Origin of the sequence: Leptospira yanagawae serovar Saopaulo str. Sao Paulo = ATCC 700523, assembly GCF_000332475.2 — a bacterium.
GTDB classification, from domain to species: domain Bacteria; phylum Spirochaetota; class Leptospiria; order Leptospirales; family Leptospiraceae; genus Leptospira_A; species Leptospira_A yanagawae.
Genome location: NZ_AOGX02000035.1, coordinates 51,815 through 72,484, shown reverse-complemented (window position 1 = coordinate 72,484; position 20,670 = coordinate 51,815). Strand labels below are relative to the sequence as shown.

At 38.6% G+C, this 20,670-nt stretch carries 10 protein-coding genes; 4 read left to right on the top strand and 6 right to left on the bottom strand.

What is annotated here, in order from left to right:
• The first annotated feature begins 125 nt into the window (after positions 1 to 125).
• From ispG to LEP1GSC202_RS16030, 4 genes are read left to right on the top strand one after another with little or no spacing between them, the layout of a single operon-like run.
• Positions 126 to 2,153, top strand: coding sequence for a (E)-4-hydroxy-3-methylbut-2-enyl-diphosphate synthase (gene ispG / locus LEP1GSC202_RS16045; RefSeq protein ID WP_039929258.1), 2,028 nt, complete (start codon positions 126 to 128; stop codon positions 2,151 to 2,153).
• A gap of 43 nt (positions 2,154 to 2,196) precedes the next feature.
• Positions 2,197 to 3,885: a DUF2339 domain-containing protein gene (locus LEP1GSC202_RS16040; protein WP_015678838.1), complete on the top strand. Its 1,689-nt coding sequence runs from the start codon at positions 2,197 to 2,199 to the stop codon at positions 3,883 to 3,885.
• The gene (locus LEP1GSC202_RS16035) at positions 3,882 to 5,117 is read left to right on the top strand and encodes a hypothetical protein (protein WP_015678899.1); all 1,236 of its coding nucleotides are present in this window, start codon (positions 3,882 to 3,884) and stop codon (positions 5,115 to 5,117) included. Before LEP1GSC202_RS16040 ends, LEP1GSC202_RS16035 begins: the two co-directional genes overlap by 4 nt.
• Positions 5,118 to 5,167: 50 nt before the next feature.
• Positions 5,168 to 5,623, top strand: coding sequence for a DUF1499 domain-containing protein (locus LEP1GSC202_RS16030; RefSeq protein WP_039929284.1), 456 nt, complete (start codon positions 5,168 to 5,170; stop codon positions 5,621 to 5,623).
• A 103-nt stretch (positions 5,624 to 5,726) separates the two neighbouring features.
• On the opposite strand, the gene carB is transcribed toward LEP1GSC202_RS16030, so the two are convergent.
• The 6 genes from carB to LEP1GSC202_RS16000 form a co-directional block, all read right to left on the bottom strand.
• Entirely contained in the window at positions 5,727 to 9,038 is a 3,312-nt protein-coding gene (gene carB, locus LEP1GSC202_RS16025) for a carbamoyl-phosphate synthase large subunit (RefSeq protein ID WP_015678808.1), read from the bottom strand.
• 18 nt (positions 9,039 to 9,056) lie between these two features.
• Entirely contained in the window at positions 9,057 to 11,327 is a 2,271-nt protein-coding gene (locus LEP1GSC202_RS16020) for a sulfatase-like hydrolase/transferase (RefSeq protein ID WP_015678837.1), read from the bottom strand.
• A 41-nt stretch (positions 11,328 to 11,368) separates the two neighbouring features.
• A complete protein-coding gene (locus LEP1GSC202_RS16015; RefSeq protein WP_015678869.1) occupies positions 11,369 to 16,972 on the bottom strand; it encodes an alpha-2-macroglobulin family protein in 5,604 nt (1,867 codons plus the stop codon).
• Positions 16,973 to 17,153: 181 nt separating this feature from the next.
• Complete coding sequence (locus LEP1GSC202_RS16010; protein ID WP_015678831.1) at positions 17,154 to 17,945, bottom strand: hypothetical protein; 792 nt, start codon at positions 17,943 to 17,945, stop codon at positions 17,154 to 17,156.
• Between the two features lie 14 nt (positions 17,946 to 17,959).
• Positions 17,960 to 19,027 carry an LIC10775 family protein gene (locus LEP1GSC202_RS16005; RefSeq protein WP_015678843.1) on the bottom strand — a complete coding sequence of 356 codons (1,068 nt, stop codon included), beginning with the start codon at positions 19,025 to 19,027 and terminating at the stop codon, positions 17,960 to 17,962.
• 117 nt (positions 19,028 to 19,144) lie between these two features.
• Positions 19,145 to 20,617, bottom strand: coding sequence for a hypothetical protein (locus LEP1GSC202_RS16000; RefSeq protein ID WP_015678749.1), 1,473 nt, complete (start codon positions 20,615 to 20,617; stop codon positions 19,145 to 19,147).
• Positions 20,618 to 20,670 lie beyond the last annotated feature (53 nt).

Here is a 20,670-nt window from a genome sequence, read left to right as displayed (position 1 = left end):
AGGGTTTCTTCCTAAATAGATTTTCGGTTTGGGAGGGAGTGAAATTGAAAGTCACAGATTTTTTTCATACTGCTTGCCCAAAATTTCGAATTTAATTTTCTAGATAATGAGAACATAAGATTCAAATGAGCACCAAATATAACGAATCACCCTTTTTCTATAAAAGACGTCCCACGAGGGAAGTGAAGGTGGGAGATGTAGGGATTGGAGGCAAAAATCCAATTCGCGTGCAATCCATGATAACATCTAACACAAGAGATACGGACGCAAGTATCCAACAAATTTTAGAGTTAGAAAAAGCGGGTTCTGAAATCGTTCGCCTAACAGTGCCAAGCCAGGCAGATGCCGACAATTTACCAAATATCCGAAAAAGGATGAAAGAACTAGGTCTAAAAGTTCCATTAGTTGCTGACATTCACTTCACTCCACAAGTTGCTTTAAAATGTGTGGAATGGGTCGAAAAGGTTCGCATCAACCCAGGAAACTTTGCCGACAAAAAAAAATTTGAAATCATAGAATACACTGACAAAGACTATAACGAAGAACTCGAACGAATTGAAGAAGTATTTACTCCCCTAGTGCTTCGAGCAAAAGAACTAGGTGTAGCAATGCGGATTGGAACCAATCACGGAAGTTTATCGGATCGGATTATGAATCGATTCGGAGACACTCCCCTTGGGATGGTGGAGTCTGCATTAGAATTCATTCGGATCGCAGAAAAAAATTCCTACAAAGATATCGTTGTCTCCATGAAAGCTTCGAACCCTCAAGTGATGATACAAGCCTATCGCATGTTAGTTGCAAGATTTTACGATTTAGGTATGGATTACCCATTACATTTAGGTGTGACAGAAGCTGGTGATGGCAAAGATGGTAGGATCAAATCTGCAATCGGAATTGGTAGTTTACTGGAAGATGGTCTTGGTGATACCATCCGAGTGTCCCTCACTGAAGATGCCATCCATGAAATCCCCGTTGCGAAGGAACTGGTTCGGAAATACAATCAACTTTTTTTAAGTTCTCTCACAGGCACAACGAATCCAATCCAAAACGAAAGGGAAACGATTTTTACAGAATTTCGTGACCCTTACCAATACTCTAAGTTTTATTCAAAAGAAATCAACATTGGAGAAACTAAGATTGGAGATACGAATCCAGTTCGGATTGAATCCTGTTTTCCATTTTTTGGTGAGGGAACTGCCGAAGAAGTCCTCCACCTCATCCAAAGAGAATCCAAATCAGGTCGAGTGCCTGAACTATTACATTTCCATATCAATTCTGAAATGGATTTATTATCTCTTGGAACGATGGTTCGGCGAGGTTCTTTCCCCCTTCCGGTTTCTGTATCACTTTCGAATGACCTTCTTTACCAATACGATGCACTCGCTGAAGAATTGTATAAGTTTCAAAAATGGGTCATCACTCCTTCCCTTTTCCTCAAGGAATCAGAAGAATCATGGGATGATCTTTTACAATTTGTCTCACGTTTCGCAAAAGACAAACGTTCCGTAGAATGGTCCTTTACTGCTTCCCAAATCGAAGATGTAAAACCTGTTTTAAAAGAATGCAAAAAAAGAAAAATAGAAAACATTTTGTTTTCTGTGAGTGATGGAGACCTACTTACCATCCGTAAACTTGCATTTTTATTAAAAGAATCGGATTACCCCATCGTTTTACAAGTAACAGACCAAAACAAAGACCAATTGATGTACAATGCTTCCATTAAGGCAGGTGGTAGTTTACTGGATGGAATTGGTGATGTGATTCGTCTTTCGTATGGAGATGGGGAAGCAGAAGAATGTTTGCATTTGAGTTTTGATATCTTACAAGCCACTAGGCTTCGATTGACAAAAACGGAATACATCTCTTGCCCATCTTGCGGAAGGACGATGTTTGATTTACAAACCACTACCGCAAAAATCAAAGAAAAAACAGGTCACCTAAAAGGAGTAAAAATCGCAGTGATGGGTTGCATTGTGAATGGACCAGGTGAAATGGCTGATGCCGATTTTGGATATGTGGGTGCTGGTGTGGGTAAGGTCCACCTCTACAAAGGAAAGGAAATTGTCAAAAAAGGGGTATCAGAAGTGGAAGCTCCTGAACTACTCATTGAACTCATTCGTGAAAATGGAATGTGGAACGATCCAGAATAAAAAATAGTTTCCATTCGTTTCTTCCATCTGTAATCTCATCCAGGTGGAAGAAAACGAATCAAAAGAAATTTTATCCAAAATCCAATCGATGGAGAGAGAACTTTTTTTCTTAAAAGAAAGAGTTCTTTCTCTTTCGGAATCCAAAACAACTCCGAAACCAATACCTTCCGAATTGCCCAAAGAAACCAAGGTTTATGAATCCGAAGGAACTGTTTCTTTGGAAGAAGGACCCAATTGGTTCATCCAATGGATTGGCCAAAATTTATTTGTAAAACTAGGTGTTTTTTCCCTGATCCTCGCATCCGTTTGGTTTTTTTATTTGGCCATCGAAGAGTATTGGATCAATGAATCAGTTCGGATATGGATTGGGATTTTATCTTCCTTACCCATATTGTGGTATGGCCACAAAACGAAAGACTCACGACCTTACCTTTCTCCCAGTTTACTTGGCTTAGGTATAGCCGTTTTATTCTCTGCATATTACTCAGGGTATATATGGTACGATTTGTACGGAACAGAAACATGTTTTGTTGGACTCATACTTTTGAGTTTAACTGCCGTTGGAATTTCTTATGCAGAAAAAAGTGAAGTTTTGTTTGGATTTGCAAGTTTAGGAGTATTCCTTTCTCCAATTTTAGTCTCTACAGGTCAAAATTCGTATCCATTTCTTTTTACCTATTTACTGATTTGGAATGCTCTTTTCTTTTGGATCCGAAAGGAAATGACATGGAAAGTCATTCCACTTTTGGTATTATTTGCAAACCACCTCATCTTTGCGATTTGGGCGGATTCCAAACTGGAAAATGCAAAACTATTTTATCCGTTGGCATTCCAAATTGGTGTTTATCTCCTCTTTCTAATTAGGGAATTCCAAGTTTTAAAAACCAATCGCGAAAAAAAACCAGTCCTCACTTTGGTAACACTAGGGTTTACATTAGGACTTGGATTCATCCAAGCCTTCTGGATATTTGGAATTTTTTATCCAACTCTGAAACCGTTTTTACTCACGATGTTTCTTTTGAGTTTTTACATTTTTTATAGTAAGTCCCTGAAAGGGATCACATTAACAGAGAAAGCCAAATCTACCTATGACATTGTGGGTCTCTTCGGTTTACCATTCATTATCAGCGTCATTGTAATGGGCATGACTGGTAAGGCATTGGCTTTTAGTCTGATCAGTTTTGCCTTCGTTGTTACGATGGCAAGTACCTACTCTAAACAAATGTACATGTATTTGGCAACATTTCCAGTTTGGTTTTTCACTTTGTTATATGTTTTTGCCTTCACCTATCGCTCTTTCAACGAAATTCCTTTTTTAAACGGAAGGTTTTTAATTTTTGCAACGGGCAGTTTGTATTTAGTATTGTCTTATTGGTATAGCAGAAATTTTTCCCCTTTCGCCAATCTCTTCTTATATTTGGCTTATCCCTATTTTTTACTTGGAAACTTTGTTGAAATTTATTTGGGTTTTCCAGAAGAAAAAAGACTTTTCCTATATTCGATAAGTTTGATTTTTTATGGACTGATCACACTTGTTATAGGATTCAAAAAACAATTCCAATCACTAAAAGTAGCTGGATTTGTATCTTTGGCACTGGTCATCGCAAAATTTTATCTATATGATTTTTGGAATTTATCCTTGGGATACAGAATCCTTGCAGGGTTATTTTTAGGAATCACACTTATTGTTACAGGAACATTTTACAATCGAATCAAAAAGGAAACCACATGAAATCACTTTTTCAAATTTATTCGCTCATTACAATTCTATTCACTGTTTCGATAGTCGCAAGACCTTTGCCGATACAGAATTTTAAATACAAAAAGGAAATATCGATCCAAACAAAGAACTCATCCAACCAAATCGTAAGGGTTTTACTTGATGATGAGTTTTACAAACATTCCTATTATGGTGATCTACGTGTCACAAAAAATGGAGAAATTGTCCCGTATAAAATCCAAAACGCAGAAGAGATTAGCAAATACACTGAAAAATTAAAACCGGAATTGCTTTTTACCAAAAAAGATGATATGGAGGTTTATGTTTTAGAACTTCCGAAACTTCCAGAAGGAATGAGTTATTCTAAATTAACAGTCTCAAGTGATTTTGATTATGAAACCTCCATCACATTAAAATTAGGCGATAATCCAAACTCATTTTATGAAACAAAAAATGTATTTTTATATAAGTATGGGTCACAAACTTCTGGTGAAATTGATTTAGGAAATACAAAGTATCGTTATCTTCGAGTGGAAGTTGAAAATGGATCAAATTTAAAATTCCCTTCTGTGACACGTATCAAAGGAAATAAAAATCTTTACTTTGAAAAAATACAACCCATTCCAAACCCTAACTTAGAGGAAAACTCAGTTTTATTTACGTTTCCCAATGAAAACCAAAGCAGTTTCCAAACACTCAAACTGAGTTTTGAAGAAAAGAATTGGGAACGTTACATCACCGTTCGCGCAAAAATCAACAAAAAGGAATGGGACACTGTTTTCCAAGGTACGATCAACCATAAAGAAAACGAAGGATCTTTTGCTGAAATTCCCATCGTTTCTCCAGTAAATTCAGAATTTACGATTGAAATCAATGATGGCGAAAACGAAACACTCCACCTAAAAGAAGTCATCACTGTGCAACCGTTAGAAGAAATTTTATTTTTTACAGACTCCGATACAGAATCGCAAAACTATGTTTTGTATTACGGAAATCCTTACCAATGGTCTGCCAACTTTGATCCATATACTTACCCTTCTTCCGATGAACTAAGAGAAAAAACACCAATTGAGGCAAAACTAGATAAGGAAACAGAAAACCCAGATTTTGGTTACAGTTTGATTTACCCACCAATCTCTGGTTATATCACAACAATCTTATTTTATCTGGGTATTTTCACTTTACTCTTCTTTATTTTTTCGATATTAAAATCCAAACGACTTGTGGCAAAGGAAATCGTCTAAAAGGAATATCATAACAAATGAAGATATTAAAAAAGAAGGAAAAGGAACCGATGAAAAAACAATATTTAATCACATTGATAGGAACCACCGTCCCCTTATTATTTTTTCTGAATTGCACCGGCACAAGACCCGACAATTTAGGAATCCGATCGGGAAAGTTATTAGAATGCCCAGCCACTCCTAATTGTGTGAGCTCTTATGCAGATCCCTCGGACAAAGAACATTTCCGAGCACCGGCACCGTATACCAAACCAACGAATGAAGCCCTTCTGATCTTAAAACAAAGGATTAAGGATACCCCACGCACAAAAATCATCAAAGAAGAAAACAATTATCTTTATGTGGAATATACATCGTTACTCATGCGTTATGTGGACGATGTTGAATTTTACTTTGATGAGAAATCGAAACTTTTGCATTTTCGTTCGGCATCAAGACTTGGCAAATCAGATTTGGGAGTGAACCGAAAACGAATCGAAACTCTTTTAAAGGATCTCTCCATTTAAGAAAAAAGTTTGTATTCCCTTCCCTGTTGTTAACTCACGAAAACCCAATCGACGAATCCTTTCCCACAAAGGAATTCGCGATTGGCATTAAAATTTTTAGCTCTTATTTTTTCTTATGAATTTCCTGAAGGGAATTTACGGAGTATCCTTTGTCTTTCATTTCAACAAGTCCATGGATCAATGCCTTCGCTGCTTGGGAAGTGGTTAGGCAAGGAACCTTGTATTTGATTGCCGCTTGTCTGATTGTAAATGCGTTCTCACGTGTTACCCTTGAAAGCGGTGTATTGATGATGAGATGGATTTTTTTCTCTTTGATATAATCAATCACATTTGGAAAATACCCATCATAGATTTTATTGATCTTACTGGATAAAATTCCATTGTCCGATAAAAATTTATGAGTTCCTTCCGTTGCAATGATGTTATATCCAAGATTGGAAAGTGACCTTACTGATTCCAAAAGTTCTTTTTTCGTTTTGTCATTGATTGTAACAAACACAGTTCCGTGTTTTGGTGGCTCTTCTCCTGCCATGATTTGAGCTTTGACAAAGGCTTCACCCTTTGTAGCTGCAACACCCATCACTTCACCTGTGGATCGCATTTCGGGACCAAGGATGGTATCAACACCTGGAAACTTACTAAATGGTAAAACTGCTTCTTTGACAGTGATCATCGGAGCAGAATAACGTTTGCCCAATTTAAATGAAGCGAGTGGTTCACCGAGCATCAATCTCACCGCTATCTTCACCACTGGAATTCCAATGGATTTTGCAACAAAAGGAACCGTCCTCGATGCTCTTGGGTTTACTTCTAAAACATATAATGTTTCATCCTTGATTGCATATTGGACATTAATCAATCCCTTTACATCAAGTTCTAAAGCTAAGCGGTAGGTTGCCTCTTCAATTTCTTGGATCATCTTTTGGGAAATACTTTGAGGTGGTAATACACAAGCAGAATCACCAGAATGGATTCCTGCTTCTTCAATGTGTTCCATCACTCCTGCAATGAATACATCCTTGCCATCACAAAGTGCATCCACATCCACTTCTGTAGCATCTTGCAAAAAAGAATCCACTAGTAGAGGTCTATCTTCTGATACCTCTTCTGCTTCTTCCATGTATTTGTCTAATTCCGTTTCTTCATTCACGATAAGCATCGCTCGACCACCTAACACATACGATGGTCTTACAAGTACGGGATATCCAATTTTTCTTGCGATTTCTCTTGCTTTGTCTTTGGAAGATGCAATTCCGTTTTCTGGGGATTTTAAGTTTAACTTTTCCAAAACTTCCGCAAATCGTTTACGATCTTCGGCACGGTCGATTGAATCAGGACTTGTTCCAAGGATTGGAACCCCTCGTTTTTCCAATGCCTTTGCTAGTTTTAAAGGTGTTTGACCACCTAACTGAACTATGACACCATCTGGCCTTTCCTTTTTAAAAATTGCCATCACATCTTCTAAACTAAGAGGTTCAAAGTACAATCTGTCAGAAGTGTCATAATCCGTGGAAACGGTTTCTGGATTGGAGTTAACCATAATTGATTCAACTCCTGCTTCTTGTAAGGAAAACGAAGCATGGCAACAACAATAATCAAATTCAATCCCTTGTCCAATTCGGTTGGGACCACCACCAAGGATCATCACCTTTTTTTTGGAAGTGACATCCGATTCATCTTCTTCATCATAAGAAGAATACATATAAGGTGTAAACGCTTCGAATTCACCCGCACAAGTATCAATTCGTTTGTATACAGGACGTATGTTTTTTTCTTCTAAATAGGATTCGATTTTTTCTTCTTCTTCCCTAAGAGTTTTATCCACTTTCGCTTTTGTAATCTCAATGGCAGCACCACTTCTCACCTGTGCTAAAATTTGTTCTTCTTTTGATAGGAAAGCTAATTGGCGATTCGAGAAGCCAGCTCGTTTCATCTCTTCGATGATAACATTTCCTTCCTTACGGTATTTGTTTTCTAGTTGGAACAGTTCTTCAAATTGGTATAAAAACCATGGATCAATTTTACAAATTTCGTGAATTTCTTCCACACTCATTCCGAAATCAAACGCCATCTTAACATAGAATATCCGTTTGTCGGTTGGGCGTTTTACCTTCGCAGTAAGCCATTCCTTTCTTTGTTCTTTTGGAATAGATTCCCATTCCATCAGTTCTTTTAAATATCCATCACTTCCAAAACCAAATCTATCAGTCTCCAAGGAACGTAGGGCTTTTTGAAAACTTTCTTTGAAGTTACGACCAATGGCCATCGCCTCTCCCACTGCTTTCATTTGTACGCCTAATGTATTGTCAGAACCTGGGAATTTTTCGAATGCAAATCTTGGGATTTTTGTTACCACATAATCAATGGAAGGCTCGAAACTAGCAGGTGTTACACGAGTGATATCATTTCGAATTTCATCCAAAGTATAACCAATGGAAAGAAGTGCTGCAATTTTTGCGATTGGGAATCCAGTGGCTTTAGAAGCCAGTGCAGAAGAACGTGATACCCTCGGGTTCATCTCAATCACAATCACATCACCGTTTTCTGGATTTACTGCAAATTGGATATTGGATCCACCTGTTTCCACACCAATCTCTCGGATGATGTCTATGGACATATCACGTAATCTTTGGTATTCTTTATCACTTAAAGTTTGTTGAGGGGCAACAGTAATCGAATCTCCTGTATGAACACCCATTGGGTCGAGGTTCTCAATAGAACAAATGATAACCACGTTATCATTCAGATCACGCATCACTTCTAATTCAAATTCCTTCCAACCCATCACAGATTCTTCTACGAGGATTTGAGAGATTGGAGAAGCCGATAACCCTTTTTGTGCGATCTCTTCAAATTCAGATTCATCGTAACAGGTTCCACCACCTGTTCCACCTAAGGTGAAGGCAGGACGGATGATGATGGGAAATCCAATTTCATCTTTTGCTTTTCTCGCGGCTTCCATATCGGAAACCATAAACGACTTGGCAACCCGTATCCCGAGTTTTTCCATAGCGAGTTTGAATAACTCTCTATCTTCCGCTTTCCGAATGGCATCAACTTTAGCACCGATGAGTTCAACATTATACTTTTCTAAAATACCTTCACGATGTAAAGCAAGGGCTAAGTTCAGAGCTGTTTGTCCACCTACTGTAGGTAAGATGGCATCTGGTTTTTCTTTTTTAATGATTTTTTCAAGTACTGGTACGGTAAGAGGTTCAATGTAGGTGGCATCCGCAAGATCGGGATCGGTCATGATGGTTGCCGGATTGGAATTCACCAATATGACTCGAATTCCTTTTTCCCGCAGTGCCTTTGTGGCTTGGGTTCCGGAATAGTCAAACTCACATGCCTGCCCGATGACAATTGGTCCGGATCCGATGATCAAAATTGATTTTAAGTCGTTACGTTGCGGCATAGTTTCCTCTTTTTTTTCTTATAAGTTTTCATTGATATCTGATAAAGAACTTGGAATTAAATATTCCCCGGCAACCGAGGCACTCTCCCATTTCACAACTGTTTTGTACAAAACGTCCTTCATTTTGGAAGCCATGGGGTGATTGGGAAAAAGATTTGTTTGGTTTAGAGGATCTTTTTTACGATCGTATAACTCAAACTTCACACCTTCTCTTGTGGGAATGTAAATCAGTTTATAGTTCGAATTTTGAATGCTTCTGTGTTTTGAAAATGCAATTGTTTCCCGATAAATTGGATCGGTGATCATAATTTGGTAATCTTCTTCCGGCACTACTTGGTGGAGAGATAAGATATTTGGATATGGGATCCTTTGTTTTTGGAAAAAATGATTCCCTACATCAGAAAACCATATCCCAGTTTCAGAATATACAAATCGATCTTCTTTCCAATCTTTATCCTGAAGAACTGCTAACAACGATTTGCCTGGATATTCAGAAGTTAAAGGGATATTAAAATAATCCATAAGTGTTGGGACAAAATCCACACTTGATGTGATCCCCGTAAATTCCCTTTGGTTTTCTTGTAATTGCCCAAACTTCGATGTTTTCGGAAACTTAATCATAAAAGGAACATGTGTAACGGCTTCCCCTCTAAGATGTTCCCCATGTCCTTGGCCGTGGATATCTTCATACAAAGCTTCGCCATGATCGGCAGTGAGGATGATGATTGCGTCCTCATAAATCCCTTGTTCTTTTAGATAACCAACCATTTCACCAAATTCTTGGTCAAAGGCATAAACTGCGCTATCAAATAAGCTTCGAATTTGAGAGATTTCTACCTGATTTGGTAAATTTGCGTCCGTTGGATCCACAAATTTGAGGTATTTGTACTTTCCGTAGTAATTTTGATCAGTATAACGTTTGTAATATGGATAGGAAGGAGTGTATGGAAAATGAATCACACTTGAAAAATAGGTAATGGAATAAGGAGAATCTTTTTTTTCTTTTACTAAAGAATGGAATCGATTGATGAGCCTCTTCCCATCACCCCATGTGGAAAGCCCATCCAATTCTTCTAAATACATTCCCCCTGAAAACCAAGAACCTACAAGAAATGGTAAAATCAAAATTTGTGTTTCCGCTGTCCTTTGCACAGTCATGATCCGAGCATTGAAGTTTGGTGCATAAACAGCATCAAACCCGAAATTGGCTCTTGGAAAAATGTCCGCAGCAAAACTACCAATTGCATAGTGTTCGTATCCAATTTTTTTTAAGATTTGTTGGATTGTGGGAAAGGAAGAAGAACCTATCCTTTGTTTTTCCTCGGGAGAGGGAAACATATCCCGCACTTTATGATCCATTGCATATTTGCCCGTCAGAGTATCTGCCCAACTTGGAAAGGTTCGCGGAATGGTTGTATGGTGGTCGTGGAACTGGAACGCATCATTTTTAAACAAATCAATGTTTGGTGTAATGGAAGATCCATTTACTTGAAATCCAATTTTATCATACCGAAGTGAATCAGCTGAGAGTATAAAGATAGGAGGTTTCCCTTCCACTTTCGAATATCGTAAAGATGAGATTCCTATCCAAAGATTTGGAATGAGATACAAAAAAATAAAGAAAACAAAAACAAATCCATAGGTTTTGATGTGAACATTTTGGTAACGTTTGCCTTGCCATAGGAGAAAGGCAAAATAAACCAAACCAAAAAAATACAATCCATGAATGTGGATGAAACCTAAAACCAAAACATGATTGATGGCAAAAAAACTTTCTTTTGATTTATGCAGGTAAACTTGGCGGACAAGCAAACCAAACAAAACTCCCAAAGCCAAAACCAAAACCATTGAAGGTAGGATGGGATGGATATAGTCTGTCAAAAAATATAGGAAAGGTGCAAAACTCGGATACCGGAAGAAAAAAAATTCACCATAAATTTGAGGGAATTGGATCATTGATTGCACAAGTGCCAAAAATTCGATTCCAAACACCGTGCAAACGAACACATACCAACTTGGGTTTGGTTTTTTTAAGAAATTAAAAATTAAATGGACAAGTGTGAATAAACTTGTGTGTAGAAAAAGAGAAACTGAAAAAACTTTTAAGGTTGTTGTGAGATAAACTCCAAAAAATGCACCTAAGTATTGTTTGAGGAAGTCACCAACATCAACTCCCATAATGGTAAAACTAGTATTAAAGATTAGGAAAAATAGATAAAAAAAAACTGAATAGTATAGGGATATTTTAAAAACGCGGATCGGGAAAAGAGGGGCTTGGATCGGACCCATTAGAGTCATCATTCCAAACCCTCTTTATCCGTAAACTTTTCCTATTCCTTATTTTCCGAAATCCTTACGATTTCGTTCGGCCATTCGGCATGGGTTTCCGGTGAATACATGGCTTCCACACGAGTGGATGGCATCACAAAATTTCCCACATGGTTCAAACGGTAACTGTGTTCGACCACATGTTTCCCTTTTGGCAGATACTCAAAATAAGCCCGATACAGGGACAAGGTTTTCTCCTCAAAACTGAGGTAGTAGGACGTGTCCTTTGGACCGTCTTGCCCAATTTGGGATTCCCGCCCAAACCCACGACCTAGGGGAAGAGAACCAGGTGGCATCGGGTCTTCAACGACAACCCAAGTTTTATCCGAATCAGCATCAATTTCCAATTTGACCTTAATGGTATCCCCTTTTGACAATACTCCTGGTTTTGCTACCTGCAAAGGTTCCCAGGTACGTTTGATCCTGTACCCACTGGCAATTGGTTCTTTTAGTGGGAGGATACTTTGCACCGACCACTCAAGCCAAGGTTTCCCTTTTCCCTCATAGGATACAGTCAGAGATTCAGGGGTAGAGCCAATGGGTTGTGATAGGGTCTGTTTGCCATTTGGCTCCAAGGAAAAACTTTCTTTTTCAGTTTGGATTTTGACTTTACCACCTGTCACTTTTTCACCTTCAAGGAGTTTACTCACCCGATCAAATACAAGGACAGAATATGCATTTCCTAATGTACTATCATACCTTCCTTGTTTTTGCATTTTCACAAAAGCTTTGATGATGCGAGGAAGATCTTTTTTATATGATGGTTCAGTGATAGACCACAACAAAAACTTTGCCATTGTATAATCCCGACTTCCTAATATCCACCAAGGATTGGTAAATCCTGAATCAGCAATGATGAGTTCGGATCCTTGTAAATTGAGTTTTGATCGTAATACACTAAACAGGCGATTTTTTACATTTGGATCGGCCCCATTCACTCGGTTATAAATTTCAGATAAATCAATGAGAGATGCAGTTGGCAAAAACTCTAATCCATCGAAGATAGGTCTGACTTGTTCCCAATCATAGGTTTGGTAACGAGTGAGTGCTTCCCAAACAATGATTTTCCGTACCACAAGGTCAGCACCAAAACGGTAACGTTCTCCATACACCCTTCCATCCAAAAATCCTTGTAGTCCATTTGTCATTTTTACCAAGGTATCTTCTGGAATGGATTTATTTGATAGTTTAGCGGAAGTTAATACATACGCAGTAAGGATCTCACTTCCATGTTCCATACGTGCAAAGTATTTCACGAGACCATCATAATCTAAAAATGAATTTAGATCAGAGAATACATCATTCCACAATCCATCGGAACGTAAGCCAATTGCTTTCGATACTCTTTGTTCCATACAGGCATACGGATAGGTTTGGAAATATTTTTGTATCCCACCGAGGCTTGTGAGAATGGTTGGAGATGCTTTCCAAACCATTTTACCTGAGTTTGGTATTGAACCTGGTGGTGTTACAACAGATTCTTTAAATGGTGCCTCATATAAAAATAACCCTGCTTGGTAAACACGTTCCGAAAAAGCAGGAATGACCGTTTGTTCTACCGTGAGTGAATCCATCACGTTTCCGTTTGGAGTCGATACTTCGAGAGTAAACTTTCGTTTAGTGGTATCTTCTGGAACTGTTAGATCCCATGTGATGAGTTTCGTTTCCCCAGGTGCCAACATGGCTGACTTTGTTTCCAAATCAGATTTCACTTCCAAACCATTTTTTGTATCCACCACACTCAAACGAACACGTAGTTGTTCTTTGGTATCAGAGGCATTCCGAAGGTTCACTTCATGTTGCAATGTATCACCTAACCGAACAATTGGTGGTATTCCTGAAAAGGATTGGATTTTTTGAGAAGTTTGGATTTTTGCCATTCCAGTTCCGAATTCTTTGGAACCTGATGTGGCAATGGCAACAATCCGAAAGGTAGTTAAGGAATCATTTAACGGAAAACTAAATTTGTATTTCCCATCTTTACCTACAATCACCTTTCCCTTCCAATAAAGTAGAGTTTCGAATAAGGAACGAGTGGATTGTTTCCCACCGCCCCCTCCTTCCGGTTTCGCCTTCAAACCAAAATGTCGTTTTCCGATGATTTGTGACTGAGCTGTGGAAGTGACCACTTGGTGGGGTCTTGTTCCCATCATAGCATCTAACAAATTCCAAGTGGGATTAGGAGAAAGTTCAAGTAGTGCCTCATCTACAACAGCTAATACCACTTCCGTGTTTTCTGTTGGTACCTTTCCATCTGAAGTTTTGATTTCCAACTCAACATCAGCAGTTTCCCGAACTTGGTATTGTTTTTTGTTGGTAGTGACTGAAACGGACAAACTGTACGGTTTATAACCTACCTTCACCATGGACAATCCCAAACGGTAACTTGGTTTTGCTAAATCCACAAGTCCTGTCGGTTTTGGATCTCCCATACGACCGCGTACAAGGAAAACTGATATATAAACATTTGGTGCGTATTCTTTTTTGATTGGAATGCTGATAAATGGATCCTTACCACTCACTGGGGTCACAAAATAATCAATGATCCCTTCTCGTTCCAAACTCACTAATGCTGTCCCTTCTCGAAACGGCGAACGAACTTGCACTTTGATGGTTTCTCCCACTTCAACAGAACGTTTTTCTGGTAAAATGTCCATTCGGTTGTGATCACTCACATCAAACCACATTTCTTCTTTGGAACTTACCCAAACATTGTAACTTGAGTTTGTAATGTTACCATTTTTATCTTTTGTCTCTGCAATAAAAACGATATCACCTGTTGATGGTGATTTTCCTTCACAAATGAGAATGCCTTTGGAATCTGTTTTTCCTTCACAGAATTCACCTAATCGATTGACTTCTTCATAATGTTCGTATGCATAAAAACCCCCAACAAGACGTTTGCGGTTCGAATAAAATTCTTTTTTAAAAGCATTTACTTTGATTTTTTGAGAGGCGACTGGTTTGTCTTTCGCATCTAACACAAGTAACTGGAGTTTCACTTTGTCTTCTGTAAAATACCAACCATCTGGCAAAATACCGAGATGGTATTCAGATTGGGAAACTGGAAAGCTACGAAAGGCAGTGTGGATTTCACCTGTTGGATCCGCATATTCCATCTCCACTTGTAAATTTCCATAACCAGGGATGGATTTTAAATCAGTAAACGTATGTGATAAAAATCCTTTTTCATCCGTTTTGGCACTTGTCGAAACTACTTTTGGTTTGGTTTCTTCGATTTCTTCTTCTTCGTAACCGCTAACCTTCCATTTGCCTTCTTTGATGGTATCAGGAAAAAAACTAAATGCCGAATACTCTTCCTTTGGAGAGTAAAAACTTGGTACAACTTGGGATCGAATTTTCACAGGAATCTGCGCTGCCCCTCCACCAGAAAGATACTCTAATCCAAATAGAACTTTTGCTTCTTTCGGTGAAATGAGGTTTTGAAACTCACCTGCAAGTTGGATATTTCCTTTGAGTACGGGAAGACGGAATTCTTCTACTCGAAACTGAGTGATGGTCCTTCCATAACTCGTATCCTCATTGTTATACGGATAAGTGACTAAGTACACACCATGTTTTGCATTTTTTGGAATTTTAAATTCTGATTCTGCATGACCAGGAAAAGACCAAACAAGAGGTGAAGTATAACTTTCTCCAGAACCTTCATGTTTGATCACAACCATCGTTGGATACTCTTTTGGATCTGCAGGTTGTAATCCTTTGTTTCCAAAACTTCTGCGAACGTGTTTGAGGTGAACAGTTTCTCCCTTTTTAAAAAGGGTACGATCCAATACAATCGATTCTAAATAGTTCGCATAACCTGTATTTGCTTGTGGCAATTGGTATCGCCAACTTTCAATTCCCTTTTCCCATGTGCTCGATGTAAAACTAATATCATCATTTTTTTGAGCAAATATTGTTAGGCCAGAACCTAATTCATGATAACCACAATATGGTACTTCTTGGAAATTGATATTACCAAAAAGCATGGTTCCATCTTTTCCTGTGATACCTGCCCCTCTCAAATTCCCTTGGCAATCCAGAATTTTAATTTGAACACCTGCTTCTGGTAGACCTGTATCTAAACTTGTGACCCAAACAAGGCTTGTATCCTTTCCCCATTTGAAATGGGGAGATAAATTGGTTACGAGCGCCGAACTGGATACATACATTTTTTTCCCTTCACCACTGGCAAACAGATGGTTTGCTAAGACCTCACTTGTTGTCTCTACAACATAAAATCCTGGGGAATCAAATGGGATTCCAACCACTTCCATTGGTTTTTTTCCATTCGGTTTTGGTAATTGAAAGGAATTTACTTTTGCATTCGATGATGGTGATTGGAAAACAGATTGGTTCCTTTCCACTTTCGAAAGGGCTTGGAACCATTTTTGGATTTCCAAAATGTCCATGGTTTTTTGGCTTTTGCCTCCCATGCCAAGGGAAGTGGATTTAACAGGAAGGTTTGCTTCTACGTTTCGTAAGGTGACAGGAAGAGCAGGGTTTGCTTTGGATTCTAAAATCCCAAACTTGGCACTAAATTTTGCAAGTGGTGGAAATTCATCAGTTTTAAACTTTAAAGGGAAAGCAGCGCTATTCGCCAAACTTCTGTTTGCATCATCAACGATCTCAGGGATTCTAATTTCAAATTCTGAATTTTCGGGAAACGGGCCAGGAAAACTCACCCAATCCGAATATTCATTACCTTTGCCACTTGATTTTTGTTTTGGGTATTCTTTTCCATCTTTCCCAATCAATTTGATTTTTTCAATTAACGTTTGTGAGACGGGAGAGTTAAAGGACAAATTCACAGGAAGTATGGGAATACAATTTGCATCTGCGGTTGTTCTTTCACAACTAAACCGAGCGGAAAACACGGGTCTTACAGTAAATGACTGCACTTCGTCTTCTTGAATTTCTCCGCCCCACACTGATTTGATCCCTTTTCCAAGAACCAATTGGATTTGTTTATCTGGTAAAAAGGTTTGTTTTGCTTTTAGGACAACTGTTTCTTCTTTGTCCTTTTTCCCAAGTGATTGCAAAAATGTTTTTCGTTCAGAACCTGAGATAAGAACCACAGGGATTCGATTGCCTAATTCTTCGGAACGAAAATAAGCAAATTTTTGAAAACTTGTTAAATCTGGGATTCCATCTAAATGTAATAAAAAGATTTGGTCTTCTGCAATCGAACTTCCGTTATATGGGGAAGAATACCTTACCGAAGGACCACCCGTATGGAAGGAAAAATTCTTTTCTCCCTGAATTTTCTCACCACTGAAGGATTTGGTACCTTCTTTCAAATCAAACCGGCAAACCACTCCTCCCGGGACCTCTTTTTCAAATTCATACACCCAAGTGGTGGAATCGATAAACCGACTGGTTCCTGGAAAAGGACAATTGACTTGGAAAATTTCGGTGACAGGCCGGATATCACCTAGGGCCACCATTGGCTTTGTGAAACGAACCGTAACTTGTTTTGGCAATTTGACAAAACCATTGGGAGTAAAAAATTCTATCGAAGGTGGTGCGCTTTGGGAGAAATCGGCATCAACCAAAACAAGGGACATGAGGAGTAAGAATAAAACTCGAAGGCGAAAGAACATGGAGAGAAATTAGAAAAGGGAATGGGTTTGGAAAGAAAAAAAAGAAAATCAGGGATATTGGCCCCTCCCTGCGGGTCTCATAAGGAGAAACATCTATGAACATGTTTTAGACCGAATCGAATTGATTTCGGTTTTCAAAATCCGGAAAGATCGAAGGCCTTTCAAAGAAAAAAGAATTCGTTTACCCCACCGAACGTGTCGGAAAATACACCACAATCCCCCATAGCAGATGGACAAACACCAAAAACAAAAGGGAATAAATCCCCTTAGTTTCGGATTCATGATCGATACGGTTTTTCCAAACGATAAAAAGAGAATCTTCCTTCAAACGAGTTCCACCTTTTTCCCAAATGGATTCACGGAGAAGGATTCCTCCTGTACCAAGGCTTGAAATTTGGCAAGTTCCTGAATCTTTCGAATAACAAATGGCATATAACGGCCGCTTTGTTTCTTTTCCGGAAAGAGATAAAATGCGTTTGTATTGGAAGGTAATGACAGGTCCATATACTGCCCCACCTGAACGGCGCCTCACAAGCAAAGGAGAATTAAAACTTCCGCTATCCGTTTCATCCAAACGAAATTCTTTTAAATACAAATAGCGATACCCTAGGTGAAAATGCACTTCTTCTGGTAATACATCAAACTTTGCCGTAAGGCCTAGATTGTAACCCATCGAGTCACCTAAAAAAAGTAATACATTCCCACCAGCAAGTAAGGACAAAAAAACTGCAAAAAAAATTTTGTTTCCATAGGATTTTGAAATATGAATTCCCAAAAATACCAGTGGCAAAAAGAAAATGAATAAAATCCAAATCGAATGAGAGAGTTGCCAATAAACACCAAACGGTAATAAGATGAGAGAAAATATAAAAATAAGTAAAAACCCAATCCAAAACAACTCGAATGATGAAGGAAAATCATCACTTGGTTCTTTTTTCCTTCGGTGTTTGTTTTCTACGAATGAAGTGAACATCCACCAATCTCCCGTTAGTCTTTCACTACAAAACTCGTTCGAATTGTATTCCAATAGGTAGTGGCCAATTCCTTTTCTCGTTTTGGATACGACAAAGATAAAAAGTATCCCCTAGGTGCATTGTATACATAATATTCCATCATTTCCATCGGGATCGAATTTCCAATTTCGTCCACTTCCACCCACTCACTCAAATACCCACCATTCACTTCTGTACGTTTGAATTGCAACATACGCATTTGACTCTTGGATAAGGAACGAACAGAATCCCAAAAGACAAAATAATTTTTAGGATTTCGGAGTGGCCTTACTTTATCAAAACTAGATCCAATTGACAAAATGATTTTCGGTAAGGTTTTCTTTTTTTTGCCTGAGGTTTGGAGTTTCAGGGCCTCATCCCATTCTGTTTGACCAGCAGGCAGGTAATTCGATAAAAATTTGACGAAACGCACAATCCGATATATACTATCACGATTTTCCCCGTAGATCCCTAATCGATTTCCAAAAAGACCCTCATACCGCAAGCTGGAAGGAATTTTGAGTCGGTAACGAAAGGACTCTGACTCTAAATACAAAAAGTCCATGGGAGAGATTTCATCCACATAACAACCATATGGCTCACTCACCAAATCCAATGGGATGGTTTGGTCCGACCATTCATTGGCTGCTTTATTTGTAATTTCATTGGAACGGATGAGCCATTCAGGAAAAAAACCTGGGTCTTTTTCTTTTTTTAAGCGGTAACAAAGGTGGATCCCCTTTCCTAAGAAAACCACTTCCTTTTCTTTTCTCACTTCATACAAAACTTCAAGTTCTTTGGCAGCGATATCGGCTTCGCGTTGTGCCGGAAATTCTTTTCTGTATTCATCATCGATCAAAAAACGAATTTTCCCTGAAGGGGAAACCAAGTAGTTACGACCAAATGAATCCTTTTTTTTTACTGAGGATTGTTTGTTTTTGAATTCAGATAAGAAGCGGTGGTAACTTCTTGATTCTTCTTCCTCGGCATCTGGGATCCAAGGTTTTTGTAAAAGGGGATCAACAATGATATCAGTTTTTGTTTGTGAATGGATACTTTCCAAGAATAACAAGAGAAAACTAAATAATAGAAAAGTAACGATCGTTATTCGCTTGTACCTGAAAACAATATTACCTTTTGTATGGAAGGATTTGAGAGATGGATTCTCTCGGTGCATCACTTACACCTGGAATTTGGATTGGATGAAATTGAGGGCCATAGTGAAAATTTTTGAAAATTCTTTTTTATGTGCCTCACCATTCACCCGAGACAAAATCCCTCGAAGCAAATTCTGAACTTGTGGGTAATTGGGAACTTCGTAAAAAGACTTTTGAATATGAGGCCATGCCATCTTTACGATTTGCATGAACTCAGGACTTCCTTTTTTGAATTCTTGGATCATGCGGTCTAACGTCAGTTTGACAATTTGATAGTTTTTGATTTTTTTAACGATCCCTTTTAGAACATCTGGTTTTAGTTCTGACTTGGAACTCGTCATCTGAAACAGAGAATTCCAATCGACCATTTCATTTTTTTGTTCTTTTAAAACTTGGGTTCGTAAGGAAACCACAGCTTTATCAAATTCGGATAAACTTCGTAACCAATTTTGGTACCCAACTTGATCACCTTTCGTTTGGTAGGTGGTGATGGTCTGCACCAAATCCATAAACTCTTTTACGGAGTAATTGCCAAGCCTTACCAAATTTAAATCGACTGCTGGTGGTTTTGGAACTTCTTCTTCGTATTCAATCCCGAGGTCATCGGAAAAATCATCATGGTCATCTGTGCCTGATGTGGATGATCCACTTCCCTTTTCGGATTCCGTGGAATCATCAAATTCTAAGTCTTCGATTTCATATTCTTCATTTGATTTTGTAGATGAGGCAGAGGAACTGGATTCTACGTGAGGCGTTTCAGTGACTTCTGGTCCAATTTTGACCTCTAACAATTCGCCTGTTAGATTTTCACCAAACGTTTCCACAATTTCTTGTAGGATGGATTTATCTTTTTCGGGGATTAGGGATTGTTTTTTCGCTACTGGTGTAGGAGGAGCATTGGCAACGGCAAGTGCCTCTGTTAGGGAGACAGGTTCCTTTTCCGAATCGGTTCCAGCAGGCATGGCAAGTGCGGCTTTAGCAGATGCGGCCATCAGTCCTTGAGGTTCTATGATTTCTCCCGTAAGAGGATTTTCTAAAACCATCAAAATGCCTTTTTGGGCAAACACAAAGTCCTTGGGATGAGTGACTTGCAACCGTTCAACGATTTCTTCTGAGATGGATGTATACGTTGGTGCCGGAGCATTTTCTAATTTTTCTAATTCTTGGCTTTTGAGTTTTTCTTGTACTTTTGATAAAACTTCAATAAAATTGGAATTGAGGTAAGCCGAAACTTCCTCTTTGGAAACCCCGAGGATGGTCGCAAATTGCGGAAGGTGTTCAAAAAACTGGTCTGTTTTTTTGATATTCCCCGTCATGTAAGACTTAATTTGTTTTGCCACCTCATCCACTTTGGCAGGGTCCATTTTTTTTGCTTTGAGTAGGCGTTTGAAGATATCGATATGGGCGTGGAAATAGGACAGAAATTCCCCATAGGCGGTGAATTCATATTCCCCCTGTCCTTTTTTCTCTAAAACTTTTTTAGAACTTTCTGCCATATCGGAATCTCATCCAATGCATAGGAAAAGTCACAAGGGTCAAGATTTTTACG

Bases quoted from the DNA above. Each gene is read 5' to 3' on its own strand.
- ispG (WP_039929258.1), top strand. From the start codon at position 126: ATGAGCACCAAATATAACGAATCACCCTTTTTCTATAAAAGACGTCCC.
- LEP1GSC202_RS16035 (WP_015678899.1), top strand. From the start codon at position 3,882: ATGAAATCACTTTTTCAAATTTATTCGCTCATTACAATTCTATTCACT.
- LEP1GSC202_RS16030 (WP_039929284.1), top strand. From the start codon at position 5,168: ATGAAAAAACAATATTTAATCACATTGATAGGAACCACCGTCCCCTTA.
- carB (WP_015678808.1), bottom strand. From the start codon at position 9,038: ATGCCGCAACGTAACGACTTAAAATCAATTTTGATCATCGGATCCGGA.
- LEP1GSC202_RS16020 (WP_015678837.1), bottom strand. From the start codon at position 11,327: ATGGGTCCGATCCAAGCCCCTCTTTTCCCGATCCGCGTTTTTAAAATA.
- LEP1GSC202_RS16015 (WP_015678869.1), bottom strand. From the start codon at position 16,972: ATGTTCTTTCGCCTTCGAGTTTTATTCTTACTCCTCATGTCCCTTGTT.
- LEP1GSC202_RS16010 (WP_015678831.1), bottom strand. From the start codon at position 17,945: ATGTTCACTTCATTCGTAGAAAACAAACACCGAAGGAAAAAAGAACCA.
- LEP1GSC202_RS16000 (WP_015678749.1), bottom strand. From the start codon at position 20,617: ATGGCAGAAAGTTCTAAAAAAGTTTTAGAGAAAAAAGGACAGGGGGAA.